General features: G+C 63.4%; 24 protein-coding genes and 1 other RNA gene. 16 read left to right on the top strand and 9 right to left on the bottom strand.

Annotated elements, in window-relative coordinates; all coding sequences use genetic code 11:
* Window positions 1-24 precede the first annotated feature (24 nt).
* The 5 genes from P8Q88_RS02355 (at window position 25) to P8Q88_RS02335 (ending at window position 4394) form a co-directional block, all read left to right on the top strand.
* Complete coding sequence (locus tag P8Q88_RS02355) at window positions 25-1233, top strand: hydrolase (RefSeq protein ID WP_278322218.1); 1209 nt, start codon at window positions 25-27, stop codon at window positions 1231-1233.
* The gene (gene astA / locus P8Q88_RS02350) at window positions 1230-2246 is read left to right on the top strand and encodes an arginine N-succinyltransferase (protein ID WP_278322217.1); all 1017 of its coding nucleotides are present in this window, start codon (window positions 1230-1232) and stop codon (window positions 2244-2246) included. Before P8Q88_RS02355 ends, astA begins: the two co-directional genes overlap by 4 nt.
* Entirely contained in the window at window positions 2243-3496 is a 1254-nt protein-coding gene (locus tag P8Q88_RS02345; protein ID WP_278322216.1) for an N-succinylarginine dihydrolase, read from the top strand. The genes astA and P8Q88_RS02345 overlap by 4 nt, the downstream gene beginning before the upstream one ends.
* Before the next feature lie 149 nt (window positions 3497-3645).
* On the top strand, window positions 3646-3897 hold the full coding sequence (locus P8Q88_RS02340; RefSeq protein ID WP_278322215.1) for a hypothetical protein: 252 nt from the start codon (window positions 3646-3648) through the stop codon (window positions 3895-3897).
* A gap of 41 nt (window positions 3898-3938) precedes the next feature.
* The gene (locus P8Q88_RS02335) at window positions 3939-4394 is read left to right on the top strand and encodes a GNAT family N-acetyltransferase (RefSeq protein WP_278322214.1); all 456 of its coding nucleotides are present in this window, start codon (window positions 3939-3941) and stop codon (window positions 4392-4394) included.
* A 46-nt stretch (window positions 4395-4440) separates the two neighbouring features.
* Here the strand turns inward: P8Q88_RS02335 and ssrA are convergent.
* Window positions 4441-4785: a transfer-messenger RNA gene (gene ssrA / locus P8Q88_RS02330) on the bottom strand.
* A 50-nt stretch (window positions 4786-4835) separates the two neighbouring features.
* The gene (gene mscL / locus P8Q88_RS02325) at window positions 4836-5303 is read right to left on the bottom strand and encodes a large conductance mechanosensitive channel protein MscL (protein WP_278322213.1); all 468 of its coding nucleotides are present in this window, start codon (window positions 5301-5303) and stop codon (window positions 4836-4838) included.
* Window positions 5304-5451: 148 nt separating this feature from the next.
* Here mscL and P8Q88_RS02320 point away from each other — a divergent pair, with 148 nt between their 5' ends.
* The 5 genes from P8Q88_RS02320 to P8Q88_RS02300 are packed head-to-tail and all read left to right on the top strand — an operon-like array spanning window position 5452 to window position 9008.
* A complete protein-coding gene (locus P8Q88_RS02320; protein ID WP_278322212.1) occupies window positions 5452-6141 on the top strand; it encodes a LemA family protein in 690 nt (229 codons plus the stop codon).
* An 11-nt stretch (window positions 6142-6152) separates the two neighbouring features.
* Window positions 6153-6962: a TPM domain-containing protein gene (locus P8Q88_RS02315; RefSeq protein ID WP_278322211.1), complete on the top strand. Its 810-nt coding sequence runs from the start codon at window positions 6153-6155 to the stop codon at window positions 6960-6962.
* Window positions 6962-7639 carry a TPM domain-containing protein gene (locus P8Q88_RS02310; RefSeq protein ID WP_278322210.1) on the top strand — a complete coding sequence of 226 codons (678 nt, stop codon included), beginning with the start codon at window positions 6962-6964 and terminating at the stop codon, window positions 7637-7639. The genes P8Q88_RS02315 and P8Q88_RS02310 overlap by 1 nt, the downstream gene beginning before the upstream one ends.
* A gap of 11 nt (window positions 7640-7650) precedes the next feature.
* Complete coding sequence (locus P8Q88_RS02305; protein WP_278322209.1) at window positions 7651-8229, top strand: NUDIX hydrolase; 579 nt, start codon at window positions 7651-7653, stop codon at window positions 8227-8229.
* A complete protein-coding gene (locus P8Q88_RS02300) occupies window positions 8226-9008 on the top strand; it encodes an SDR family oxidoreductase (RefSeq protein ID WP_278322208.1) in 783 nt (260 codons plus the stop codon). The genes P8Q88_RS02305 and P8Q88_RS02300 overlap by 4 nt, the downstream gene beginning before the upstream one ends.
* Before the next feature lie 112 nt (window positions 9009-9120).
* Here the strand turns inward: P8Q88_RS02300 and P8Q88_RS02295 are convergent, their stop codons facing one another.
* From P8Q88_RS02295 to P8Q88_RS02290, 3 genes are read right to left on the bottom strand one after another with little or no spacing between them, the layout of a single operon-like run.
* The gene (locus P8Q88_RS02295) at window positions 9121-9342 is read right to left on the bottom strand and encodes a PspC domain-containing protein (protein ID WP_278322207.1); all 222 of its coding nucleotides are present in this window, start codon (window positions 9340-9342) and stop codon (window positions 9121-9123) included.
* Entirely contained in the window at window positions 9339-9455 is a 117-nt protein-coding gene (locus tag P8Q88_RS15045) for a recombination protein F (RefSeq protein ID WP_446532525.1), read from the bottom strand. The genes P8Q88_RS02295 and P8Q88_RS15045 overlap by 4 nt, the downstream gene beginning before the upstream one ends.
* Window positions 9456-9490: 35 nt before the next feature.
* On the bottom strand, window positions 9491-9610 hold the full coding sequence (locus P8Q88_RS02290; RefSeq protein ID WP_278322206.1) for a recombination protein F: 120 nt from the start codon (window positions 9608-9610) through the stop codon (window positions 9491-9493).
* Window positions 9611-9843: 233 nt separating this feature from the next.
* Here P8Q88_RS02290 and recF point away from each other — a divergent pair, with 233 nt between their 5' ends.
* Window positions 9844-10923 carry a DNA replication/repair protein RecF gene (gene recF, locus P8Q88_RS02285; protein WP_278322755.1) on the top strand — a complete coding sequence of 360 codons (1080 nt, stop codon included), beginning with the start codon at window positions 9844-9846 and terminating at the stop codon, window positions 10921-10923.
* On the opposite strand, the gene P8Q88_RS02280 is transcribed toward recF, so the two are convergent.
* On the bottom strand, window positions 10920-11621 hold the full coding sequence (locus P8Q88_RS02280; RefSeq protein WP_278322205.1) for an arylesterase: 702 nt from the start codon (window positions 11619-11621) through the stop codon (window positions 10920-10922). The genes recF and P8Q88_RS02280 overlap by 4 nt on opposite strands.
* 47 nt (window positions 11622-11668) lie before the next feature.
* Here P8Q88_RS02280 and P8Q88_RS02275 point away from each other — a divergent pair, with 47 nt between their 5' ends.
* Both P8Q88_RS02275 and P8Q88_RS02270 read left to right on the top strand, forming a co-directional pair.
* Complete coding sequence (locus P8Q88_RS02275; protein WP_278322204.1) at window positions 11669-12358, top strand: ABC transporter ATP-binding protein; 690 nt, start codon at window positions 11669-11671, stop codon at window positions 12356-12358.
* Window positions 12355-14877: an ABC transporter permease gene (locus P8Q88_RS02270; RefSeq protein WP_278322203.1), complete on the top strand. Its 2523-nt coding sequence runs from the start codon at window positions 12355-12357 to the stop codon at window positions 14875-14877. Before P8Q88_RS02275 ends, P8Q88_RS02270 begins: the two co-directional genes overlap by 4 nt.
* A 263-nt stretch (window positions 14878-15140) precedes the next feature.
* Here P8Q88_RS02270 and P8Q88_RS02265 read toward each other — a convergent pair whose 3' ends face one another.
* The gene (locus tag P8Q88_RS02265) at window positions 15141-17825 is read right to left on the bottom strand and encodes a TonB-dependent receptor (RefSeq protein WP_278322202.1); all 2685 of its coding nucleotides are present in this window, start codon (window positions 17823-17825) and stop codon (window positions 15141-15143) included.
* Between the two features lie 261 nt (window positions 17826-18086).
* Between P8Q88_RS02265 and typA the strand changes: the two genes are divergently transcribed.
* Window positions 18087-19907, top strand: a complete 1821-nt coding sequence (typA, locus tag P8Q88_RS02260) for a translational GTPase TypA (protein ID WP_278322201.1) — start codon at window positions 18087-18089, stop codon at window positions 19905-19907.
* Window positions 19908-19923: 16 nt separating this feature from the next.
* Here typA and budC read toward each other — a convergent pair whose 3' ends face one another.
* Window positions 19924-20715: a meso-2,3-butanediol dehydrogenase gene (gene budC, locus P8Q88_RS02255; RefSeq protein WP_278322200.1), complete on the bottom strand. Its 792-nt coding sequence runs from the start codon at window positions 20713-20715 to the stop codon at window positions 19924-19926.
* A gap of 66 nt (window positions 20716-20781) precedes the next feature.
* On the bottom strand, window positions 20782-21951 hold the full coding sequence (locus P8Q88_RS02250; RefSeq protein WP_278322199.1) for a glycosyltransferase: 1170 nt from the start codon (window positions 21949-21951) through the stop codon (window positions 20782-20784).
* A gap of 98 nt (window positions 21952-22049) precedes the next feature.
* Here P8Q88_RS02250 and putP point away from each other — a divergent pair, with 98 nt between their 5' ends.
* Both putP and P8Q88_RS02240 read left to right on the top strand, forming a co-directional pair.
* Entirely contained in the window at window positions 22050-23528 is a 1479-nt protein-coding gene (gene putP / locus P8Q88_RS02245) for a sodium/proline symporter PutP (protein ID WP_278322198.1), read from the top strand.
* Window positions 23529-23583: 55 nt separating this feature from the next.
* The gene (locus P8Q88_RS02240; protein ID WP_278322197.1) at window positions 23584-24252 is read left to right on the top strand and encodes an extensin-like domain-containing protein; all 669 of its coding nucleotides are present in this window, start codon (window positions 23584-23586) and stop codon (window positions 24250-24252) included.
* Window positions 24253-24273 lie beyond the last annotated feature (21 nt).

Here is a 24273-nt window from a genome sequence, read left to right as displayed (position 1 = left end):
AAAGGGAGACTAGAGACCGTGCCAATGAAACCAGACAGCCCGCCGCAAGCCTTTCTCGAAGCCGTAGACGCAGACACCATGCTGCGCGAGGTGCAGGAGTGGGCAGCAATCAATACAGGGACCGGCAATCTGGATGGCCTCGCGACGATGGCAAGCAAGCTTGCCGACGCCTTCAGCCAGCTTCCGGGCGAGGTCGAGCTGGTCGAGCCGGCGACTGTTACGGCCATCTCTCCAGAGGGGCGAGAGTTCGAAAAACCGCACGGCCGGCATATGGTCCTGCGCGTACGCCCGGACGCGGAACGGCGCTTCGTCCTGACCGGCCACATGGACACGGTGTTTCCCGCCGACCACCCGTTTCAGGACGTCAGCTGGCTCGATGATACCACCATCAACGGCCCGGGCACTGCTGACATGAAAGGTGGCCTCGACGTCATCCTCCATGCGCTGAAACTCTTTGAGTCCACGACGGACGCAGCTCGTGTAGGTTACGATGTGATGGTCAATGCGGACGAAGAGACCGGCAGCCTTGCCAGTCGCGGTCTCATCGAGGAACTGGCGCGCGGCAAATACGCCGCTCTGACCTACGAGCCGAGTGCGCTGCCTGACGGCACGCTCGCCCATGCGCGCGGCGGCACCGGCAATTACTCGATCACCATCACTGGCAAGTCCGCCCATGCCGGACGCAACCCACAGGACGGGCGCAACGCGATCGTCGCAGCGAGCGACCTCGTCCTGCGCGTGAAGAGCCTCGAGGCCGATGACATCACCGTCAATCCGGCCAAGATCGATGGCGGCGCGGCGAACAATGTCGTCCCCGACCTCGCCATCCTGCGATTCAATATCCGCCCCAAGTCCACCGACGCGATGAACCGCTTCGACGGTGAACTCGACGCGATCCTTCGCCTCATCGAAACCGAGCACGAGGTCGGCGTCCACCGCCATGGCGGCGTCACTCGCCCGCCCAAGCCGGTCGATGCGAAAGCCCAGCGGCTGTTCGACCTCGTGAAAGCCTGCGGTGCCGAGCTTGGCCAGAACATCGGCTGGAAACCTACGGGCGGCGTATGCGACGGCAATAATATCGCCGCCACTGGCGTTCCGGTCGTCGACACCATGGGCGTGCGCGGCGGGGCGATCCACTCGCCCGACGAGTTCATGATCGTGCCCAGCCTGCGCGAGCGCGCCGCGCTTTCGGCCCTCGTCCTTACGAAACTGTCCACCGGAGACCATTTGTGAGCTTTCGGCTGCGCGCCGCGCATATCGACGATCTTGAGCATCTCTACGAGATGGCGAAGCTCACCGGCGGTGGTTTCACCAATCTGCCGCCGGACCGTGCCGCGCTGACCAAGAAACTCGAGCGCGCCGATGCCGCTTTCTCGCGCACCGAGGACACGCTGGGCGACGATGTCTTCACCCTCGTGCTTGAGAACACCGAAACCGGCCAGGTCCGCGGCACGTGCCAGCTGTTCACGCAGGTCGGCCAGCAATGGCCGTTCTACTCCTACCGTCTGAATACCCTGACGCAGCACAGCCAGGAACTGGATCGAACGGTGCGGGCCGAGTTGCTCAGCCTCGTCACCGATCTCGAGGGGTCGAGCGAGGTCGGCGGCCTGTTCCTCCACCCGGGCGAGCGGGCTGGCGGCCTTGGCCTACTGCTGGCGCGCAGCCGCTATCTGTTCATCGCCATGCACCGGGCACGCTTTGCCGACCGCATCCTTGCCGAATTGCGCGGCGTCATCGACGATCGCGGCGGCTCGCCCTTCTGGGACGGGGTCGCAGGCCGCTTCTTCGGGATGACCTTCCAGGAAGCCGACTATTTCAATGCCATCAACGGCAACCAGTTCATTGCCGATTTGATGCCCAAGCACCCCGTCTATGTCGCGATGCTGAATTCCGAGGCACGCAAGGTAATCGGCGTGCCCCATCCCACCGGGCGTGCGGCGATGCGGATGCTGGAAAAAGAAGGTTTCGCGTTCGAAGGCTATCTCGACATCTTCGACGGTGGCCCCACGATGACTGCCCGTACCGACCAGGTGAACAGCATCCGCGAGGCACGCCGGGCGACGATATCGGCGACCGACCTCGAAGGGGGCGAGCGCGCCCTTGTGGCGACCGGCCATCTCGGCAGCTTCCGCAGCGCCTATGGCAAGCGTATTTTAAATGAAGACGGTAGCATCGCCATCGATACCGCCTGTGCCGACGCCCTGGATGTGAGCGCCGGCGATGACGTCTGGAGCGTGGCGCGATGAGCGGACTCGTCGAGATAAATTTCGACGGCATTGTCGGACCCAGTCACAATTACGCGGGTCTCAGCCTCGGGAATATTGCCAGCGCCAGCCACAAGGGCGACCCCTCCTACCCCCGCGCGGCGGCCCTGCAGGGGATCGCGAAGATGCGCGGCAATATGGAGCGCGGCCTGGCACAGGGCTATCTGCTTCCCCTGCCCCGCCCGAATTTCTCCCTGCTGGAGCGGCTGGGAATCGACGAGCACACAGACCGGGCGCTGCTTGCCGCGGCATGGTCGGCCAGTTCGATGTGGACCGCCAACGCGGCCACGGTCAGCCCAGCGCCCGATACGGCGGACGGGCGCTGCCACCTCACCCCGGCCAACCTCGTGACCATGCTTCACCGTGGGCAGGAATGGCGCGACACAAAGGCGCAATTGAAGATCGCTTTCGGCAACCAAGACCATTTCGCAGTCCACGATGCCATTCCACCCAGCTTCGGCGACGAGGGTGCGGCGAACCACATGCGCTTTTGTGAAGGGCATGGCAGCAGGGGGGTCGAGGTATTCGTCTATGGCCGTCCCGGCGGCCGTTTCCCGGCCCGCCAGCATGAACAGGCCAGCCGGGCGGTCGCGCGCCTCCATGGGCTCGACCCCGATGCCTGCGTCTTCATCGAACAGAACCCGGAAGCGATCGAGGCAGGCGCATTTCACAACGACGTGGTCGCGGTCGCCAACGAGCGAGTCCTGTTCACCCACGAACGCGCCTTTGCGGATCAACAGGGCGCCTATGACGCCATCCGCGCAGCTTTTCCCGCATTGGAAGTGGTCGAAGTGCCGGACAGCGCAGTCAGCCTGGCCGAAGCGATCAAGACTTACCTGTTCAACGCGCAGCTGCTCACGCTGCCTTCGGGCGAGATGGCGTTAGTCGTTCCAAGCGAGTGCCAGGAAAGTGCCGCCGTCTGGAGCTGGTGCGAGCATATGCTCGCGAGCAACGGGCCGATCCGCAAGGTCATCCCAGTGGATGTCCGCCAGTCGATGGCCAATGGCGGTGGCCCCGCCTGCCTGCGCCTTCGCGTCGTGGCCGATCCGGCAACTGTCGATGCCCGGTTCCTGCTGGACGAGGCGAAGGCCGAACGGATCGAGGCCGTGATCGCCGACACCTGGCCCGAACAGATCGACCCCGCCGATATCGGCAATGCCACGCTGGCAAAGACAGTGATCGAGGCGCGCGAGGCCCTCTTGTCTGTCCTGTCGCTCGGCGAATTGGCCTGATTCTACACGCAGAAGCGTGGTTAACGCGCTGGACACCGATCGTCGGGGCAGCTTACACTTGACTTGAAATTAACCATCGCAAAGCGCGGGCCATCGTGAACGGCACGGGATTTGCAGACTGTATTGCGATAACAAAGAATGGGTAAGGCGTGCTGAAAAAGGTGAAAAGGCTGTTTGTGATCAAGACGCGCTTCGAGGCGTATCTGATCATTTTCGCCCTCGCCCTTGGCGCGATGACCCGCGGCGCGAACTACACGCTCGAATATCCCGGCATTGGCGGCTATCTCCTGTTCGCCGCAACCGCGGGCGCCGTCTTTCTCGGCGGCGCGAAGATCCTCGACGCGATCCGGTACGAGCAGGAGGCGGCGAAGGCCAAACTGGACGAGGCCGAGCGAGGCTGAGCCAAGTTTGCTCCTAGAGTTGCTTTAGGTAGACTTTCGGAGTGATCGAACTCCGCCCCATTCGGGAAGACGAACTCGCCGTCGCATCCGCGCTTTGCCTGCGATCGAAAGCGCATTGGGGCTATAACGATAATTTCATGCGAAAATGCGCGGACGAGCTGACGCTTTCATCGCGGGATCTTGCGGATGGCGAAATCGTGGTGGCCGTGATCGACCGACGCCTGCTGGGCGTGGTCCAGATCACGACTGCCGATGATGTCTGCCATCTCGAAAAACTGTTCGTCGCGCCGGAGGCTATGGGGCAAGGCATAGGGGAAAGGCTGTTCGAGTGGGCCTCGGCAAGGGCTCTTGCATGTGAGGCCAGAAAGATGATCATCGAAGCGGATCCGGATGCCGTGCCCTTCTATGCAAGGATGGGCTGCCGAGAGAGCGGCACAGTGGCATCGGGCTCGATACCGGGCCGCAGCTTGCCTCGTCTTGTTTTGCCGCTTTATTGAAAGATGATCGGTGGGGGTTTCTGTTGCTAGCTACCCCCGGAGCCCCGGAATCCGCTTCTGTTGCCCGGTGGGTCCAACCGCGCTTTAGCTTTGTAAATTCAGGGCGTTAGCCCGTCACATTACGCAGCGAGAGCGAGTGCTTCGTTATCGTTGGCACTTGTGTGTTGTGAACAGTTTCACGGGATACTCAGCCCGGGCGAAAACACCGTCTTTCAGCACACGTCGATCCTAGTTCGGCCCCGTCAAAAACCGCGAATTTCCCGCGGATTATGGTGGAGCCGCCGGGTACTGCCCCCGGGTCCGTTGTACCTATTGCACGGCGCAATTTATCGCCATAGCCCGCCGAAGCGGGCAGCCCCCATATAGGCGCTGCCCGCTTAATGTGAAGTGAAAGCATGGCAACAGGGCGCTAATCGCGCGCGCCATGGCATCCGGCCGGCCTCAGCCCATCGGTCCGTTTTCCGGCGCATAATCGGGTCGCGAAGCGCGCAATTCGTCGCGGATTTCGATGAGGATTTCCGTCTCGGTCGGGCCGCTCGGCGCGGCCTCTTCCTTCTCCACGAATTCTGCAGTCGCCTTTTTGGCATAGCGCACCAGCAGGAAGATGATGAAGGCCAGGATCAGGAAATTGATGATCGCCGTGATGAAGGCGCCATAGCCGATCATGGCGGCGCCCGCTTCCTTCAGCGCGGCATAGTCGCTGGTCGAGCCGTCATAGCCTTCCGGCGTGGACAGCAGGATGAAGTAGTTCGAAAAATCGACTCCACCAAAAATCGCTCCGACGATCGGCATGATCACTTCGTCGGTCAGCGATGTCACGATCGCGCCGAATGCGGCACCGATGATGACCGCGACCGCGAGTTCCATCACGTTGCCCTTGGCAATGAATTCCTTGAAATCTGACAGCACCGGCAATCCCTTCTTAACCATCCGACCCAGCCCGTTTCCTGCCACACAGCCTTTTTTGCGACAAGCGCGTGTTAATCTTGAACGCCAGCCGAGGTGTGCTATTCTGCTAAGGCAGTCACCCCCCATCTTTACCAAAGGACGCTCCCCCATGACCCGTTTCGCCGCTCTTCGAACCTCGATCGTGGCTGCGGCCGCGCTTGCGCTGTCTGCTTGCGGCATCAATTCGGTCCCCGCGGCGGAAGAAAACGCCAAGGCCAAGTGGGCCGATGTGGAAGCCGCCTTCCAGGAACGCGCCAACCTCATCCCGAATCTGGAACAGATCGTGATGTCCTCTGCCGAGCAGGAGCGCGAGACACTCAACCAGGTCATCGAAGCGCGTGCCTCGGCGACCCGACCGGAAGTCCAGGTCAGCGGCGACGATCTGACGAACCCGCAAGCGATGCAGCAGTATCAGCAGGCGCAGAACACGCTTGGTGGCGCGCTGTCCCGCCTGCTCGTCTCGGTCGAGCGCTACCCCGAACTGCGCAGCCAGGAGAACTTCGGCCGTTTCATGACCCAGATCGAAGGGCAGGAAAACCGCATCCGCGTGGCGATCCGCGACTATAACGAGGCGGTGCGCCAGTATAACACGACCATCCGCACCTTCCCCGACACGATCGGCGCGAACATCATTCACGGTGCAGAACCGATGGTACCCTATGAAGCCGTCAGCGAAGGCGCCGAAGTCGCGCCCGAGCTGAACATGCGCGCGGGCGGCGGCAGCGCCCCTGCCGATACGGCGGCCAGCGGTGCCAACGACAACACCAACGAGCCTGCCGACGCCGCAGCCGCCAACTGAGCGGTCCTGCCATGCAGGCCGTTCTGCGCTTTGTCCTGATCTGTGTCGCCGCGCTGGGCCTCGCCCTGCCCGCGGTGGCGCAGGATTTCCCCGAACGCGGCACGGCGCCGGTCGTCGACAATGCGGACATTATCGATCCGGCGACCGAGGCGGAACTGACCGCGAAGCTCGACGCGTTCGAAGAGGCCAATCAGCGCCAGTTCGTCATCGTCACGCTCGATAGCCTGCAGGGTTACGACATTGCGGATTACGGATACCGGCTCGGCCGCGAATGGGGGATCGGCGATGCGGAACGCAATGACGGGATCATCCTTCTGGTCGCGCCGAACGAAAGAAAGATGCGAATCGAAGTCGGCTACGGGCTCGAGGGCGTCATCCCGGACGGCCTTGCGTTCGAATATATCGAGGGCATGAAGGATTACTTCCGCGCGGGTGATTTCTCCGGCGGCATTTCGTGGGCCGCCGACCAGATCATCCGCCAGCTCGAACTGCCGCCCGAGGAGGCTGCGCGCGTGGCGCAGGAAGCCAGCGAAAGCCGCGAAAGCGAAGGCGGTTTCCCGCTGGGCGCGCTGGTCTGGCTCGCCTTCATATTCTTCTTTTTCATCCTGCCGATGTTCGGTCGCGGGCGCCGCCGCCGGTATCGCAGCGGCATGGGCGGCGCGGTCGGCGACATCATATTGTGGGAGGCCGGCAAGGCGATTGCCCGCGGCCTCACGGATGGCGATGGTGGCGGCTGGGGCGGCGGAGGCGGCTTCGGCGGAGGCGGCTTTTCCGGCGGCGGCGGCAGCTTTGGGGGCGGCGGCGCCTCCGGGGGGTGGTGATGGCACGCTATCTGAACGATGCGCAACACCGGATTGTCAGCGATGCGGTCGGACAGGCGGAGAGCACTACCTCAGGTGAAATCGTGACCGTATTGGCCGACCGATCCGACGGATATAGCGACGTCGTACTGGTCTGGGCCGCAGCGGTCGGTTTTTCGGTGATGAGCCTCTTTGCCGTCCTGCCGAAGCCGTTCATGGACCTGTGGGACAGGCTGATCGGCGGCTGGATGCACGAATGGACAACCGGCGAGCTGGCCAGCATGACCATCGCTTTGGGCCTTCTTGGTTTCGCTCTCACCTGGCTGCTGGTGTCATGGGACCCGCTGCGCTTCGCGCTCACGCCCTCGCCCGCCAAGCAGTCGCGTGTCCGCGCCGCAGCGGTGAAGCATTTCAAGGTCGGTGCCGAACGCCGGACGCATGGTCGCACCGGGGTACTGCTCTATCTTTCGATGCAGGAACATCGCGCGGAAATCGTTGCCGACGAACCGATCGCCGCCATTGTTCCGGCCGAAGTCTGGGGCGAGGCGATGGCCGATATGCTCGTCGAAATCAGGCAGGGTCGGCTTGCCGAGGGGCTGGCCGCCGGAGTGCGCGATGTCGGCAAGGTCCTTGCCGAGCATTTCCCGCGCGGCGACCATGACGAGAACGAGTTGCCGGACCGCCTCATCGAGGTCTAAGCCAGCGAGCGATGACCGATCCAATCGAGATTCCGGGCCGCGACCCGGATGCCGACCTACCCGAAGAAACGATGTGGGAAGGCCGCTTCGTCACCGCCAAGAGGCGCGGACGCTGGGAATACGCCAGCCGGTCGCGCGGGATCAGGGCCGCGGCGATCGTGGCCATCGACGACGACGACCGCGTGATCCTCGTGTCGCAATACCGCGTGCCGCTGGGGCGGATCTGCCTTGAAATTCCGGCCGGCCTGATCGGCGACCAGGACGGCGAGGAAGATGAAGATGCCATGACCGCGGCCATCCGCGAGCTGGAAGAGGAAACCGGCTATCGTGCCGCGCGAATGGAGTCTCTCGGCGACTTCTATTCCTCGCCTGGCATGGTCAGCGAAAGCTTCAGCCTGCTGCGCGCGCATGACCTGACCAGGGCGAGCGAAGGCGGCGGGACTGACAGCGAGGACATCGTGGTCCATCACGTGCCTCGCCCCGAGTTGCCGGAATTCGTTGCTCGCTGGCGAGCGATGGGTCACGGTGTCGACGTGCGGATTGCGATGCTGATGGCATCGCTCGACGGATTTCTGGGAGAGAATGGATGAGCGGCAGGTGTGAAGGCAAGCTGGCCCTGGTGACAGGCGCCGCGCAGGGGCTGGGTCGTGCGCATGCGACCCGTCTGGCCGAGGAAGGCGCGCGGGTGCTGTGTACCGACATCAATGGCGAGGGTGCGGAGGAAACGGCGCGCCTCATCAACGGCAGGCTGGGCGATGGCACAGCCTATGGCGTCCGGCACGACGTGACCGATCCCGACCAGTGGGAGGCGGCCGTCGACGCGGCTCGCGACCATCTCGGCGGCCTTAATGTATTGGTCAACAATGCCGGTATCGGCGTTGGCGGGAACATTGAAACCTGCAAGTTCGAAGACTGGAAGCGCTGCTTCGCAATCAATGTCGATTCAATTTTTCACGGCTGCCAGAAAGCGTTGCCGCTGATGCGCGAGCACGCGCCGGGATCGATCGTCAATATCTCCAGTATCGCCGGGCTGATCGCGAGCGATACCATGCCCGCCTACAACTCCTCCAAGGCGGCTGTGTGGATGCTGACCAAGTCGATCGCGCTGCACTGTGCGAAGAACAATATGCAGATCCGCTGCAACTCGGTGCATCCGACCTTTGTCGATACACCAATCCTCGACGGGACGGCCAAGAACCATAACATCGACAAGGATGTGCTGATGGAGAAGCTCGCGCGACAGATTCCGCTGAAATTCGTCGGCGAGCCGAATGATATCGCCAATGCGGTGGTCTATCTCGCCAGCGACGAGAGCCGCTTCATGACCGGTGCCGAGCTCAAACTGGACGGCGGCATTTCCGCAATGTGAGGCCGCGAGGGGGGGCCGGAATCAAGAGAGGGGCCAGATGGCCCCTCCCGGTTTTCTCGAATTGTGGGCACGGCCGACACGAAAACCGGGTCGGTCGGCGCGGGGGCCGTGCTCAGTCTGCGATCAATGCGATCGCGAGGTAGATCAGGATAAAGCTGCCGAAACCGAGCAGCGTTCCTGCGACGAAGCCCAGGCGAACCCAGAGTGCGTCGATGCCGAAATAGTCGGCGATGCCGGAGCAAACGCCCATCAGCTTGCCGTTGCCGCGATCGAGAGCGAAGCTCTTGGCGGGGCGGACGGCGGGGTCGGTATTGCGGAATTTTACGTCGTTCATGCGATCAGTCCATTGGGCGAAGCGGGGATGATGGCCGTGGCGAAGAAGATCGCCGAGAGGGCCAGCGAGAAAGCAGCTGCGAAGAGCTTGCTTGAGTTTTCCGAGTTAAACATGATTTCCTTCCTTGTTGATCGAGTTGCGGCTTGCGTCAGGCGACGAAGATGGCGGGGCTTGCGGGGACAATGGCCATCGCCATGCTGACGGCCGAAACGGCGATAGCGAAAACGGCGGCGAGGGCGCGGTTGCTGGCATAATCGAAAGCGGACATTTGGTGGTCTCCTTGAACCTTGGCTTGTTGTTTCCCCCGGACCTTCCGGGTTGCCCACCACTCTGCATGGGGTGTGCCAAACTCGAAAAGCGGGAGAATTCCGACAGTTTCTGCTGAACGGTCAGCCGGCGCGCCGTTCATGGTTCCGAAAGATTGGGATTTTTTGCCAACTTTTAGAATTGACCGTTTCGTGTGGCGGCATGACGCTCATCACGCTATCGCTCTGCCCAGCCATGGCGCTCGATCGCATTGCCCTCTCCAGTTTCCGAAACCACGCCGCGACCGAGCTTTCGGGCACGGCCCAGTTCAATCTGCTGGTGGGAGAAAACGGGGCTGGGAAGACGAATGTCCTGGAGGCAATCTCGCTGCTCGCCCCGGGTCGCGGCCTCAGGCGTGCTGCCCTCGCCGATATGGTCTGCAACAACAGCAAAAGCGGCTTCACGGTCGCAGCCGATCTCGGAGAGGACGGGAAAACCGTGCGCCTCGGCACCTGGTGCGAGAGTGACCATCCCGGCCGGCGCAAGGTTCGCATCAACGGCGCCGACGCCAATGCCACGGCACTTGGCGAATGGCTCGCGATCACCTGGCTCACGCCCGCAATGGATGGACTGTTTACCGGACCGGCCGCAGAACGGCGCCGCTTCGTCGACCGCATGGCGCTCGCGCTCTACCCGGCACATGCAAGCCACGCCGGCCGTTACGAAGCCGCCCTGCGCGAACGCAATCGCCTGCTGTCCGACCGGCGCGAGCCCGAAAGCGGCTGGCTCGACGCGATCGAGGCGCAGATGGTCCAACACGGCGGCGCACTTATGGCGGGGCGCGCGCGGCTGGTCGAAACGCTAATGATCCGCCTTGCCGCCATGCCGGCCGAACCGTTTGCGCGCCCCGCCCTGACCTATGTGCCCGGTGCTCCGGAGCACGAGGGTGGCCTCTCGCAGGCGCTCTATGAGAACCGCGGCCGGGATCGCGCGGCACAGCGCACGCTGATCGGTCCGCATCGCGACGAACTGGACGTGGTGCATGCGGCGAAGCGAGTGCCCGCGGCGCAAAGCTCGACCGGCGAGCAAAAGGCGATGCTGGTTGCGATCACGCTCGCTCACGCCGGCCTCGCGGCGCAGGGGCGCGCGAGCCTCTTGCTGCTCGACGAGGTCGCCGCCCATCTCGATCCGGTGCGCCGGGCCGCGTTGTTCGACCAGCTCCGGGGCAGCGGCGCGCAGGTCTGGATTACCGGCACCGAAGCCTCACCATTCGATACGATCGCCAGCGAAGCCGCCACCTGGCGGATCGAGGGCGGCCAGGCGACACGGCTCTAGCTTGCAGGCGGCAGCGCCGCAGCCACCTCGTCTGCCGTATCCTCCACAAGAGCTTCGATACCCTCCACTGTCGGGTGGATGCGGTCGGACTGGAACAGCTCGGGTTGCTGGTAAATCGCCTCCAGCCAGAACGGAATGAGCTGCACATCATATTCGCGCGCCAGTTCGCTATAAAGCCCGTCGAAATCGGCCTGATAGTCAGGCCCGTAATTCGGTGGCGCACGCATGCCCATCAACAGGACAGGGATACCGCGAGCCTGCAACTCGCCCAGCATCTGTTCGAAACTCGCCCGCGTCTGATCGGGCGATAGGCCGCGCAGCATGTCGTTCCCGCCAAGTTCGAGGATGACGAGATCGGGGGTTTCCGCCTGCGCATCGAGCGTAAAGGCCAGCCGCTGCGCCCCCGCCTGGCTCGTATCGCCCGAAACGCCCGCATTGGCGATCCGCGCATTGATGCCCTGTGCTCGCAATGCATCCTCGAGCAGCGCGGGATAGCTGTTTTGCTCGCCCACCCCATAGCCTGCGAAAAGGCTGTCCCCGAAGGCGAGAATCCGCCGCTCCGGTCCCTCGACCGCGATATCTGGCCGCGCCGTGGATTGCGCCGTCGGCTGATCCTCCACCACGGCTTCCCCGGCCTGGGAGCCGCAAGCTGCCAGCGAAAGCGCCAGCATCGGGATCGACAAATGATATAGCCGCATCGGCAAGTTTCCTTGTGCAACCTGTGTCCCCATGCCATCGCAGCGCCGTGACGACATCTCAAGCCGCTATTTCCGCCCGCAACCTGACACTCACACTCGGCAGCGACGCCGCGCCGGTGGAAATCCTGCGCGGGATCGACCTCGATATCGGCAAGGGAGAGACCGTTGCACTTCTCGGCCCGTCCGGATCGGGCAAGAGCTCGCTGATGGCGGTGCTGTCCGGCCTGGAGCGCGCGAGCGGCGGCACGCTGAAGGTCGCCGGTCAGGACTTCGCCTCGATGGACGAAGATGCGTTGGCCCATGCGCGGCGCGGAGCCATCGGCATCGTGTTACAGGCCTTTCACCTGTTGCCGACCATGACCGCGCTCGAGAATGTTGCGACGCCCATGGAACTGGCGGGCGAAGAGAATGCGCACGCGCGCGCCACGGCCGAACTCGAGGCAGTCGGCCTCGGCCACAGGCTGAGCCACTATCCGCAGCAGCTTTCCGGTGGCGAGCAACAGCGCGTCGCCATCGCCCGCGCGATCGCTCCGCGCCCGGAATTGATCTTCGCCGACGAGCCGACCGGTAATCTCGATGCGGCGACCGGACACGAGATTGTCGAACTGCTGTTCCGCCGGCGCGAGGAAACGGGCGCCACCCTGCTCGTCATTACGCACGACCCCGAACTGGCCGAACACTGCGAGCGGGTGCTTACGCTGGGTGACGGACGCATCGCGACCGATACCGCCGCATGAGTACGACCGCGATGAGTTGGGGCACCGCATGGCGCATCGCCCGGCGCGATCTCAATGCGCGGTTCCGCGGTCTTCGCCTGCTGCTGGTCTGCCTGTTTCTTGGGACCGGAGCCCTCGCCGCCATCGGCACGCTGACCGCCGCGATCGAGCGTGAACTCGAAGCGAACGGCCGGCAATTCCTCGGTGGAGATTTGCAGATCGAGCTGTGGCAGCGTTCACTGAACGATGAAGAGCGTGCGGCGCTCGAGAGCTATGGCACCGTGTCCGCCGGTACACGCATGCAGGCGATGGCCCGCAATGGCGATCAGGCAGCCCCCATCGAATTGAAAGCGATCGACGCCGCCTATCCGCTTTACGGCGAGCTGGTGCTCGAAGATGGTCGCACCGTCGGACAGCCTGCCGAGAACGAGGCCTGGTTATCGCCCGGCGCAGCCGAGCGGCTGGGCGTGAGCGTGGGCGAAACCATCATGATCGGCACGCAGGCCGTCGAAGTGGGCGGTCTGATCGCTGATGAGCCCGACCGCCTCGGAGAAGGTTTCCAGCTTGGCCCGACGATCATTGTCGCCGACGATCTGCCCCAGCGCGCCGGACTGATTGCGCCGGGTTCGATGTACGAATCCAAGACCCGTGTGCGCTTCGACAGCACCCGCGACCCCGAGGATGTGAGCGAAGCGTTGCGCGATACTTACCCTGATGCGGGTTTCGACATCGACACGGCCGACCGGGCCGCACCGGGTACCGACCGGTTCGTCGACCGCATGGGGGAATTTCTGACCCTCGTCGGGCTGGCCGCACTCGTGATCGCCGGTATCGGTATCGGAGGTGGCGTCACAAGCTATTTCGACGCGCGGCGGCAAGGGATCGCCACGCTCAAAATTCTCGGTGCCAGCAGCCGCGACATTGCGCGAATCTACGCGCTCCAGATCGCTGCAGCGGCGCTTGCGGGCAGCCTTGCCGGAATTGTCGCAGGCATTGTTATCGTCCCGCTGCTCGCACGCGCGCTCGAGGGGCTGTTGCCCGTCTCGTCAGGCTTCATCGTCGCACCCGGCCCGCTTCTGCTGGCGCTCGCCTATGGCCTGCTGGTGGCGCTGGTCTTTGCCGCGCCGCCGCTGTTGCGCGCGCGCAATTTCCCGGCAATGGCGCTGATGCGGGCCCGGGTGGCTCCGCTGGCGCGCGATCGCCTGGCGGTGTCGGTCGTCGGGGGCGGCCTTGCCGCGATCGTGGCCCTCGCCCTGTTGACAGCCGAACAACCGCTGCTGTCGGGTGGCTTCCTGGCCGGCGCGGCGGTGCTGCTCGGCCTGCTCGCCCTGCTAGGCTTCGCCATTCGCAAACTGGCGGCCGCCCTGCCGCGACCGCGCGACCCGATCGCGCGCAACGCTCTCGCCAATCTTCATCGCCCCGGCAGCGCGACCGGAGCGCTAGTGACGGCGCTCGGCTTCGGCCTCTCCGCATTCGTCCTTCTCGCCGCGGTCCAGTCCGCGATCGACGGCAATATCGAAAGCCGCGTGCCGCAGCAGGCGCCCGACTACTTCGTGCTCGACATTCCCCGCGATCGCGTGGACGAATTCGAGACCCTGGTGCGGCAGGCCGATCCGCAGGCCGATTGGCGCACCGTCCCGGCCCTGCGCGGATCGGTGCTCGCTTTCGGACCGCAAGGCGCCATGACCCGCACGTCGGAGCTTGAGGAAATTCCCGATGGCGCCTGGCCCCTGCGCGGGGAGCGCGGCATTACCTATGCCGGCAGCGTGCCCGCCGGCAACGTCGTGACGGAGGGGGAATGGTGGGGACCGATGTACGCAGGCGAACCGCTTGTATCCATCGACGAGGAATTCGCCGCGGCAGCCGACCTCGAGATCGGCGACATGCTGACTTTCGGCGTGCTTGGGGTGGAAAAGCAGGCGCGCATCGCCAGCTTCCGCCGGATCGACTGGGAGAGCATGGGGTTCAACTACGTTTTCGTCCTCAGCCCCAATGCGCTGGCGGATGTGCCACACAATCTCGCAGCGACGATCGAGCTTTCGGAAGGCGAGCCGACCGCACCCCTGCTGCAAGCACTTGTCGCCGGTTTCCCGTCCGCTTCGGTCATCGAGGTCGGCGGCGTGCTGGGTCAGGCGCGGACGATTCTCGAGCAGGTCGGGTTGGCGACACTTGCGGCGGCGAGCGTCGCGGTTCTTGCCGGCTTAGCCGTTTTGCTTGGCGCGATTGCCGCGGCACGCGCTGCGCGGACCTATGACACGGTGGTCTTGCGCGTGCTCGGCGCGGACCGTGGCCAGATCCTCCGCATGCAGCTGATCGAATATGTCGTTCTCGCCGGGGCGCTTGCACTGGTCGCCCTGGCCGTGGGCAGCTTTGCGGGCTGGTTGGTGGTGACCCAGCTGTTCGAATTCGACTGGCTTCCCGATTGGGGTGAAATTCTCGCGGTTCTGGGCCTAGGCCTTGCGATCGTGCTCGCCTTTGCAGTCGGCGCCTCGCTACCGCTGCTCCGCGCAAAACCGGCGCAGGCTTTGCGGGCACTCTAGATTATCAGAACCGATAAAAGGACCCCATGTCTGCGCTCACGGGGTCATAGGACGCATGCCGGGTGAAGATCGTCCCGTTCATGCCGAGGGTTCGTTGTAGCACCATCGCAAGAGATTTTCTGAAATTATCAAATCTCGTCCCAATTCAGGACCTTCGTAATCAGGGCAGCTATTGACTCAGCACGGTGGTCCATTCGACGAAAGCAAGAAAAAGGGGGCCCAAGAGCCCCCTCTCCCCTGTCTTGCAGTGTTTTCGACGACGATCAGAAACGATACTTCGCGGCTACGCCGTAGGTCCGCGGCTGGTTCGGATAACCCGAGATCGAGCCCGTTTGTGCCACCGAGTCGAAGATCGTCGTGATGTAGCGATCGTCGAGCAGGTTGCGGCCCCACACTGTCAGGTCGAGACCGAAACCGAAGGAATAGGTCGCACTGGCCGAAAGCTCGTCCACCTGACGGCGGAACGGCCGAGCGGCAGCAAAGGCGGCTTCCTGCGAGGCCGGATTACGCGGATCGAAGAAGGCCGGGAGGCCGTCCGCGATCTGAACAGGCGCTTCGTGATAGAAGTTAGTGTTCAGGATGATCCGGTCGCCATTGGCGTTGATTTCCTTGTCGTACTGGGCGCCGATTGCCATCGTGAACTCGGAAATACCTGCCACTTCCGCGCCCGACAGATTGCCGATCGAGCTGTTGGGGAAGTCCACATATTCGGGTTCGAGATAGGTGAAGGCAGCCAGCACGCTGAAGGAATCCGATACGCGCACGACGCTGTCGAACTCGATGCCGAAGGTCTCCTGCAGACCCGCATTGGCAAGCGCGAAGCCGGTGCCGGTGAACAGGTTCGTCTGGAAACCCTCGATCCGCTGGTTGAAGAAGGTCAGGTTGGCCGAGAGAATGTCCCAGTTCCCCTTCAGGCCCAGTTCGTAGACTTCGGTTTCTTCGGGGCCGGCAAAGCGCGAACCCGGGCGGAGATTGACGGGTGCAATGCCCGCGCCGCGAACTGCCGCGAGGTCGGATGCCAGCGGGCGGCTGTCACGCGACAGGTTGAAGGAGCTCGCCTTGAAGCCGGTTGCGTAGGACGCATAGATGTTCAGGAATGGCGAGATGTCGTAGGCGAGACGCGCGGTGTAGCTCCAGTCGCTATCGTCCGTCTGGCCATCTTCAACGCTGTTGGGAACGTTGAGGAAAGGCGGCAGGAACTGCAGCGGCTGCAACGCCAGCAGCGGATTGACCGCCGGGTTATTCTGGTTTGCATCCGCAAACGCCTGCACGCCAGCCGAAACCTGACCGAATGCGGCCGGATTGCCGGCTGCGAACGCACCGATTTCAGCCTGTGTCGCCGGACGGCCGAGGCCAAGCAGCGTGCCGACCTGCGTCGCCAGACCTTGCGCGAAGATCGCGCGGTTGCCCGACTGGACGAGATCGATGCCCGAGAACACGTCGCTCGACACGACATTGGTCGAGATTTCCTTGCTGTCGTCGGTGTAGTTCGCGCCCAGCGTCAGCACCAGACCGTCGACGATTTCGAAATCGACCTGGCCGAAAATCGACAGTGCCTCGTTGCTCAGTGTGTAGGCTTCATTGAGGCCCTGGCCTGCCGCAAAGAACTGGCCGGCATAGTTCTGGCCATTGAGCGCCGACAGCGTGCCTTCAAGCTGCTGGACCGCGAAATCGTTGGGCGGGCTGGTGACCGGACCGCCGATCAGGATGTTCGCATATTCGCGGAAATCCTCGCCGTAGATCAGGCGGTTCTGCTGATCGATGTCCTCGTTGAAGTAAAAAGCGCCCAGCAGGAAATCGATTCGGTCGGCGATATTGCCGGCGACGCGGAGCTCCTGCGTGAAGGTTTCGAGGCCGACATCGGCGAAGTTGCTGCCGATGAGATCCGCGCTGGTGAAATCCGAGTCCTGATCGGTGATGGCGCGCGATTCGCGATAGGCGGTGATCGAGGTCAGCGTAAAATCGCCGATCTCGAAACCGAGTTCGCCCGAAACGCCCCAGTTTTCGATGTCATTGGTCGAATCGAAATTGTTGTAGATCACATCCGCGAAGGGATCGTTCGGGTTCGGAATCTGTCCGCCGAGCGCGAGGATCGCATTGCTCGCCGGGCTGCGCTGGAGATTGACGGCGCCGCAGCAGATTTCGTCGATCTTGTCATAGTCGCCGATCAGCCGTGCGGTGAACGGGCCGCCATTGTCGAACAGCAGCTGGCCGCGCGTGAACCAGCGGTCACGCTCGTTGCTGTCATTACCGGTCGCGAGGTCGGACAGATATCCGTCGCGCTTGTTGATGCCGCCCGCGAGGCTGAAGGCCAGGCTATCGGCGATCGGGCCGGTGACGAGGCCCTTGGCGACGATTGCGTCGTAATTGCCATAGCTGATCTCGGCCGTGCCGCCGAATTCGAATTCCGGCTCCTTGGTAACGATCGAGATGACGCCGGCGCTGGCGTTCTTGCCGAAGAGGGTCGACTGCGGACCGCGCAGGACCTCGACACGCTGGACATCGGGAAGGTCGGTAATCTGCGAAGCGGTACGGCTGCGGTAGACGCCATCAACGAACACGCCGACCGAGGGTTCGATACCGGCGTTGTTCGCGCCGTTGCCGAAGCCGCGGATGAGAAAGTTGGTATTGGCCGAGCTCTGCAGCTGGTTGACGCGCAGCGAGGGCACCTGCGTCTGCAGATCCTTGAGATCGCGGATCTGCGCGCGCTCGATCGTCTCGGCTGTGGTCACGCTGACGGCGACGGGCACTTCCTGCAGGGTCTGCTGGCGCTTGGTCGCGGTAACAACGATGACATTGCCGACTTCGGTTTCCGGTTCGACTTCGCCGATTTCTGCGTCGTCGCCGACGTCCTGCGCCGCGGCGGCGTTCGGCAAGACAAGCGCGGCGGCGCCAGCCAGAAGCGCGGTACGAACGGTCGCAGTACGGCCGAATGTAGTGAATTTCATGAAAGTTCCTCTTCTCTCAAGACGCATTTGCGGTCTGCTGCGCAGTCCCCAAAATCACGCGAGCCGGGCGGCGAATATTCGTATGCATGCGTAACCTCAAGCATTTAGCAGGCGGCAAGTTGGCGGGATTCCGCCAGTGTGCCTTTCACATCACACTGCAAATTCTTGCCGCGTTGCAGCATCTGCGCTAGGGCGCGCGCGAATTGCCGGATCCGGGTACAGGCCCGCCGGCGACTGCCAAACTTACGAAAGCATACAACCATGTCCCGCGACCTGCGCAACGTGGCGATCATCGCCCACGTCGACCACGGCAAGACCACCCTTGTCGACCAGCTTTTCCGCCAGTCCGGCACCTTCCGCGAGAACCAGCGCGTGGAAGAGCGCGCGATGGACTCAAACGACCTGGAAAAGGAACGCGGGATCACGATTCTTGCCAAGTGCACCAGCGTCGAATGGAACGGCACGCGCATCAATATCGTCGATACGCCGGGCCACGCCGACTTCGGTGCCGAGGTCGAGCGTATCCTGAGCATGGTCGACGGCGTCATCCTGCTGGTCGATTCCGCCGAAGGCCCGATGCCGCAGACCAAGTTCGTCACCGGCAAAGCGCTGGGCCTGGGCCTGCGCCCGATCGTGGTCGTCAACAAGATCGACCGCGGCGACGCCCGCCCGCAGGAAGTGCTCGACGAGGTGTTCGATCTCTTCGCCTCGCTCGACGCAAATGACGAGCAGCTCGACTTCCCGAGCCTGTGGGCCTCAGGCCGCGATGGCTATGCGAGCGAGGACGAGACGGCGCGCGACGGCAATCTGGAGCCACTGTTCAAACTGATCGTCGACCACGTGCCGCCGCCGGGCCTCGACACCGAGGCGCCGTTCAGCTTCCTCGCCACCCTGCTCGACCGCGACAATTTCATGGGCCGCGTGCTGACCGGCCGCGTCCAGTCCGGCACGATCAACATCAACGATCCGATCCACGCTCTCGATAGCGAAGGCAATGTGATCGAGGTCGGCCGTGCGACCAAGCTGATGAGCTTCGACGGTCTCGACCGCGTGCCGGTCGAAACAGCGTCAGCGGGCGACATCATCGCGCTGGCGGGCCTCGAAAAGGCGACCGTGTCGAACACTATTGCCGATCCGAGCGTGAAGACGCCGATCGAAGCACAGCCGATCGATCCGCCGACGCTGGCGATGCAGTTCTCGGTCAACGACAGCCCGCTCGCGGGCCGCGAAGGCAGCAAGGTCACCAGCCGCATGATCCGCGACCGCCTCTACCGCGAGGCGGAAACCAACGTCGCCATCCGCATCACCGAAAGCGCGGACAAGGACAGCTTCGAAGTCGCCGGTCGCGGCGAACTGCAGCTCGGCGTCCTCATCGAGACGATGCGCCGCGAAGGCTTCGAACTCGGCATCAGCCGCCCGCGCGTGCTGTTCCGTGAGGAAAACGGCCAGCGCATGGAGCCGTTCGAAACCGTCGTCATCGACGTCGACGACGAACACTCTGGTACCGTCGTCGAGAAGATGCAGCGCCGCAAGGCAGAGCTCACCGAAATGCGCCCCTCGGGCCAGGGCAAGACCCGCATCACCTTCTCCGCTCCCTCGCGCGGCCTCATCGGCTACCACGGCGAATTCCTGTCCGATACGCGCGGCACGGGCATCATGAATCGCCTGTTCGAGAAGTATGATACGTATCGCGGCCCGATCGAAGGTCGCCAGAACGGCGTGTTGATCTCGATGGTTCCGGGTGAAGCCGTACCCTATGCGCTCAACGCGCTGGAGGATCGCGGCGAGTTGTTCATCCGTGGTGGGGCGAAGATCTACGAAGGCATGATCATCGGCGAGAACGCCAAGCCGGACGATCTCGAAGTGAACCCGATGAAGTCGAAACAGCTGACGAACTTCCGTTCGACCGGCAAGGACGACGCTATCCGCCTCACCCCGCCGCGCGTCATGACGCTGGAACAGGCGATCGCCTATATCGACGACGACGAGATGGTCGAGGTGACACCGGAAAGCATCCGCCTGCGCAAGGCGATCCTCGACCCGCATGAGCGCAAGCGCGCCAAGCGCGCGGCGCAGGGTTAGGAAAGCGCCGGGGCGATTATTCGTCCTGATACGCCATGAAATTGGGCTGGCCGTTGCTGGCGGAAACCCCGCCATCGACGGCCAGGTTCACGCCCGTCACGAAGCGCGCATCGTCGCTGGCAAGGAACAGCACCGGCCCGGCGATGTCGTCGGGCTCGGCAATCCGCCCCAGTGGCATGCGCCGCATGAACGCTTTAACCAGATCGTCGTTATCGGTGATGCCGCCGGTCATCTCCGAACGGGTGATCGACGGATTGACCGCGTTGACCCTGATGCCCTTGCGGCCGAGCTGCAGGGCCAGCGAACGCGTGAGATTGGTCACCGCGCCCTTTGACGCGTTATAGATGGGCAGCGTCCAGTCGCCACCTGTGCCGGACACGCTGGACGTGTTGATTATCGAGCCCCTGGTCTTGGCAAGATGTGGGATGGCCTCCCGGCAGAGATAGAGCACGCCCTTCACATTGATGTCGATGACCTTGTCGATATCCTCGTCGCTCGCGTCGGCAAGCATGCCGAAGGCACCGACACCGGCATTGTTGACCAGCACGTCAAGTCCGCCGAACCGCTCGACAGCCTTTGCGACCAACTGTTTGGCAAAATCGCTCTTCCCGACATCGCCATCGACGATCAGCGTTCGATCTTCGTCCAGATCCTTCGCAACATTCTCCAGGTCCTCGCGGCTGCGAGAATTGAGGACGACATTCGCGCCTTCGGCGGCGAAGCGCCGCGCGATGCCCTCGCCGATGCCGGACGAAGAGCCGGTCACTATCACGGTCTTTCCCTGAAAACGGCTGAAGTGGTCGCCCATGCTTGCTCTCCTGCTGCAGTGTCGTGGTAGCAATGGACGAGGCGAGCGAAGGTGCCCGCCTACGCTTCAGGCCTCAGACGACGCGTCAGTGATCAGATCTGCCGCATCGATGATCTTCCGGGCCGCCGCTTCCGCGCTATAGGGCCCAATTGTGGCGAGGCATGCTTGGGCGACCGTTTCCCTGTCGGCAAACCGCGTTTGCGCCAGCGCGAGGGCGCGGGCGACGGCAACCGGATCGCCGCTTGGGATGACGAGGCCGCACGGGGCCCCTTCAACGAGCTCCGGAACGCAGCCACAGCGGTCGGATACGATGACCGGGCAACCGTAGTGGAGTGCCTCGTTGACCACGAGGCCCCACGGCTCACTGTGACTCGGCAACACCAGCACATCGGCACCGAGATACTCGTCGACCAGCGCATCATCCTGCAGCGAACCCACGAAGTGGAGCGCATCCCCAGCACCGGACGCCTGCGCCAAATGCCTTAATCGCTTCTCCTCCGGGCCAGCACCGACGATGCGCAAGTTGGCGGCCGGATAGGACGCTTGGTATTCTGCAAAGCCTTCAATCAGCACATCAACCCGCTTTTCCGGCGATAGGCGGCCGACGTAGAGAACTGTCTGTGTTGCAGGATCGCGTCGCTCCTGCCGGAGCCGGGGTATCTCGCGCAGATCGTAATCCGGCGGGAGATAGGCCGCCTGCGGTCGCAGCAAAGCACGGTTCGGCGACACGCCTAGCGAAATGGCATTGGCTCTAGCCCGCTCGCCATAGGACAAGGTCCAGGGTACCAGGCTGAAGAACAACCGCTTGGCCAGGTGACGCATGAGGCTGGGCGGCTTGTCGAGCCGGGTGGAATCGAAAAATACCGCTCGCTTTCGCCCACGTAGGGCGAGGATCACGGCCTGAATCCAATATTCTGGTCGATCCACGCCGGCGATGAAGGTGATGTCGGCTTCGGTTTGCCACGCTCGCCGAGCAACATCGCGGTATAGTTGCAGCCGCGAAATCTCATCGTAGTGGGAACGGTAGAGGATTTCGTGTGGATAGGGGATCTGCTCGGTTCGCGTGTCGGACAGCGCCGCACGCTGGCTATCGGTGAGAGCGATCTGCGTGATATGCACGATATCGCCCCGCCCTGTCGCCAGCGAAGCGAGTGCCGAGAATACACCCGCCTTGTATCGCGACCATGCGAGATTGTGCCAGACTTCCAGCTTCACCCGTTCCATCCCCTTGCGCATGGTGCTGCGCCCTCGCCTGCCTGCACTTTTGACGCTGCGCAAGGCGCGCTTTCGAGAGGGTGTGGCCAGAGCCGGTTGCATTTGTTACCTGCCCGCGCATGCAAACCGGAACACTCGTCAGCCTTGCCCTCTATTTCGTTTTGATGATCGCGATCGGCCTGTGGGCCTGGAAGCGGTCGACCGACACCAGCGAGGGCTATCTCCTCGCTGGACGCAATCTGCACCCCGCGGTTGCGGCGCTGTCAGCCGGTGCATCCGACATGAGCGGCTGGCTCCTCCTAGGCTTGCCCGGCGCGCTATATGCCAGCGGGCTGGTCGAAGCGTGGATAGGTATCGGCCTGTTCGTCGGCGCCCTCGTCAACTGGATCGTGGTTGCCCCGCGCTTGCGCGAACAGACCGAGAGTTATGGCAATGCGCTGACCATTCCGGAATTTCTCGCCAATCGGTTCCCCGAAAAGGCCGTGGCGCTGCGCGTCGCCAGCGCATTGATCGTGGTCGTGTTCTTCGCGGTATACACGGCGGCCGGCCTCGTCGGCGGGGGGCTGCTGTTCGAAACGAGCTTTGCAGGCGTGCTGCCCGATGCCGGGATGAGCGACTACATGATGGGCATCTGGATCACCGCTCTGGTGGTGCTCGCCTATACCATGGTCGGCGGCTTTCTCGCCGTCAGCCTGACCGACTTCGTACAAGGATGCATCATGGTCGTCGCCTTGGTGCTGATGCCGCTGGTCGTCATGTTCGGCGCGGGCGGTGAAGCCGGGGGTTCGCTGACCGAGGTACCGGTCGAAGGCTTTCTCAGCCTGACGCAGGGATTGACTGTTCTGGGCTTCATCAGCGCGGTCACCTGGGGCTTCGGCTATTTCGGTCAGCCACACATCATCGTGCGCTTCATGGCGATCGACACGGTCGAGAAAGTGAGGACGGCGCGCAATATCGGCATGACCTGGATGGGCGTCGCGCTGCTCGGTTCGATCGGCATCGGCATCGCGGGCCGCGCCTATGTGGAGCGCAACGGACTCGCGATCGACAATCCCGAGACCATCTTCATCGTGCTGGCGAACCTCCTGTTCCATCCCGTCATAACAGGCTTCCTGCTGGCCGCGCTGCTGGCCGCGATCATGTCCACCATCAGTTCGCAATTGCTGGTCGCTTCATCGTCACTTACCGAGGATTTCTACAAGCTCTTCTTCCGCAAGCAGGCGAGCGAGCGGGAGAGCGTGAACGTCGGCCGCATCTGTGTCGCGCTGGTCGCGCTGGCGGCCATCGTGATTGCCAGCGATCCCGAAAGCCAGGTCCTCGGCCTCGTATCCAACGCCTGGGCGGGTTTCGGCGCAGCCTTTGGTCCATTGATCATCCTGTCGCTGACCTGGGACCGCATGACCGGCGCCGGCGCACTCGCCGGGCTTGTCACGGGCGCAGGCGTGGTGATGGCGTGGATCGCGCTCGGCTGGAATGCGGCCCTGCCTGGCTTCGATGGCGGTCTTTACGAGATCGTACCCGGCTTCCTCGCCGCCTGGCTCGCGATTGTCGTGGTAAGCAAGGCGACTGCCGGCAAACCCGTAGCCAGCACCGCCTGACCCGCAAATCGCCAGGTTAGCATTACGTTAACCATGTTTCGCGATACTCGCAGGCATGCGTTCGCATCCTGCCATACTCTCTCCTCTCCTCCTGTTGGTGGCAGGATGCGGCGCTGTTCCCGATAGTCAGACGACCCGCCGCGCGCCCGCGCAGGCCGCAATGCCCAGCATCGCGCAAGCAGGGCCGCAGGCGCGCCAGTGCCACGCCGAACTCGGCAAGACGGGCAGCCTGTTCGCCGCCCTGCCCGATCGTTTCTACGGTGCCGGATGTTCCAATCTCAACACCGTCAGGCTGGATGGAATCGGCGGCGACGACACCAGCTTCGCCGTAACCAATCTCGGACCGCTTGCCTGTCCGGCAGCCAATACGCTGGCCGGCTGGGCTCGCTACGGGGTGGATCGCGCGGCACGCCAGATCCTTGGCAGCCCGCTGGCGCGGATCGAGACATTCGGAAGCTATTCCTGCCGCAATGTTGCCGGGACCGGTCGGCGGTCCGCGCATGCCCGCGCGGAAGCGATCGACGTTTCGGGCTTCGTGCTCGCAAACGGCCAGCGCATATCGGTGAAGGACGGCTGGAACGCCTCGCGGCGCGAACGCGAATTCCTGCGGACGGTGCATGAAAGTGCCTGCAAGCGGTTCGGGACCGTGCTCGGCCCAGATTACAACGCCGCCCATGCCGACCACTTGCATCTGGAATTCGGCCAGGGGTCCTATTGCCGCTGAGGATCGCGCAAGTCGGGCGCG

Source organism: Qipengyuania marincola, assembly GCF_029688625.1.
Taxonomy (GTDB): Bacteria; Pseudomonadota; Alphaproteobacteria; order Sphingomonadales; family Sphingomonadaceae; genus Qipengyuania.
The sequence above is the reverse complement of the archived record's forward strand: the minus strand, read 5'-3'. Positions and strand labels throughout refer to the sequence as shown.

Excerpts from the sequence above, each read along its gene's own strand:
- P8Q88_RS02290 (WP_278322206.1), bottom strand. The coding sequence starts at position 9,610 with ATGTCCGCTTTCGATTATGCCAGCAACCGCGCCCTCGCCGCCGTTTTC.
- P8Q88_RS02310 (WP_278322210.1), top strand. The coding sequence starts at position 6,962 with ATGGCACGCTATCTGAACGATGCGCAACACCGGATTGTCAGCGATGCG.
- P8Q88_RS02300 (WP_278322208.1), top strand. The coding sequence starts at position 8,226 with ATGAGCGGCAGGTGTGAAGGCAAGCTGGCCCTGGTGACAGGCGCCGCG.
- recF (WP_278322755.1), top strand. The coding sequence starts at position 9,844 with ATGGCGCTCGATCGCATTGCCCTCTCCAGTTTCCGAAACCACGCCGCG.
- P8Q88_RS02315 (WP_278322211.1), top strand. The coding sequence starts at position 6,153 with ATGCAGGCCGTTCTGCGCTTTGTCCTGATCTGTGTCGCCGCGCTGGGC.
- budC (WP_278322200.1), bottom strand. The coding sequence starts at position 20,715 with ATGGGCGACCACTTCAGCCGTTTTCAGGGAAAGACCGTGATAGTGACC.
- P8Q88_RS02305 (WP_278322209.1), top strand. The coding sequence starts at position 7,651 with ATGACCGATCCAATCGAGATTCCGGGCCGCGACCCGGATGCCGACCTA.
- P8Q88_RS02355 (WP_278322218.1), top strand. The coding sequence starts at position 25 with ATGAAACCAGACAGCCCGCCGCAAGCCTTTCTCGAAGCCGTAGACGCA.
- P8Q88_RS15045 (WP_446532525.1), bottom strand. The coding sequence starts at position 9,455 with ATGTTTAACTCGGAAAACTCAAGCAAGCTCTTCGCAGCTGCTTTCTCG.
- P8Q88_RS02270 (WP_278322203.1), top strand. The coding sequence starts at position 12,355 with ATGAGTACGACCGCGATGAGTTGGGGCACCGCATGGCGCATCGCCCGG.
- P8Q88_RS02345 (WP_278322216.1), top strand. The coding sequence starts at position 2,243 with ATGAGCGGACTCGTCGAGATAAATTTCGACGGCATTGTCGGACCCAGT.
- P8Q88_RS02265 (WP_278322202.1), bottom strand. The coding sequence starts at position 17,825 with ATGAAATTCACTACATTCGGCCGTACTGCGACCGTTCGTACCGCGCTT.
- P8Q88_RS02295 (WP_278322207.1), bottom strand. The coding sequence starts at position 9,342 with ATGAACGACGTAAAATTCCGCAATACCGACCCCGCCGTCCGCCCCGCC.
- P8Q88_RS02320 (WP_278322212.1), top strand. The coding sequence starts at position 5,452 with ATGACCCGTTTCGCCGCTCTTCGAACCTCGATCGTGGCTGCGGCCGCG.
- putP (WP_278322198.1), top strand. The coding sequence starts at position 22,050 with ATGCAAACCGGAACACTCGTCAGCCTTGCCCTCTATTTCGTTTTGATG.
- P8Q88_RS02280 (WP_278322205.1), bottom strand. The coding sequence starts at position 11,621 with ATGCGGCTATATCATTTGTCGATCCCGATGCTGGCGCTTTCGCTGGCA.
- P8Q88_RS02250 (WP_278322199.1), bottom strand. The coding sequence starts at position 21,951 with ATGCGCAAGGGGATGGAACGGGTGAAGCTGGAAGTCTGGCACAATCTC.
- P8Q88_RS02240 (WP_278322197.1), top strand. The coding sequence starts at position 23,584 with ATGCGTTCGCATCCTGCCATACTCTCTCCTCTCCTCCTGTTGGTGGCA.
- typA (WP_278322201.1), top strand. The coding sequence starts at position 18,087 with ATGTCCCGCGACCTGCGCAACGTGGCGATCATCGCCCACGTCGACCAC.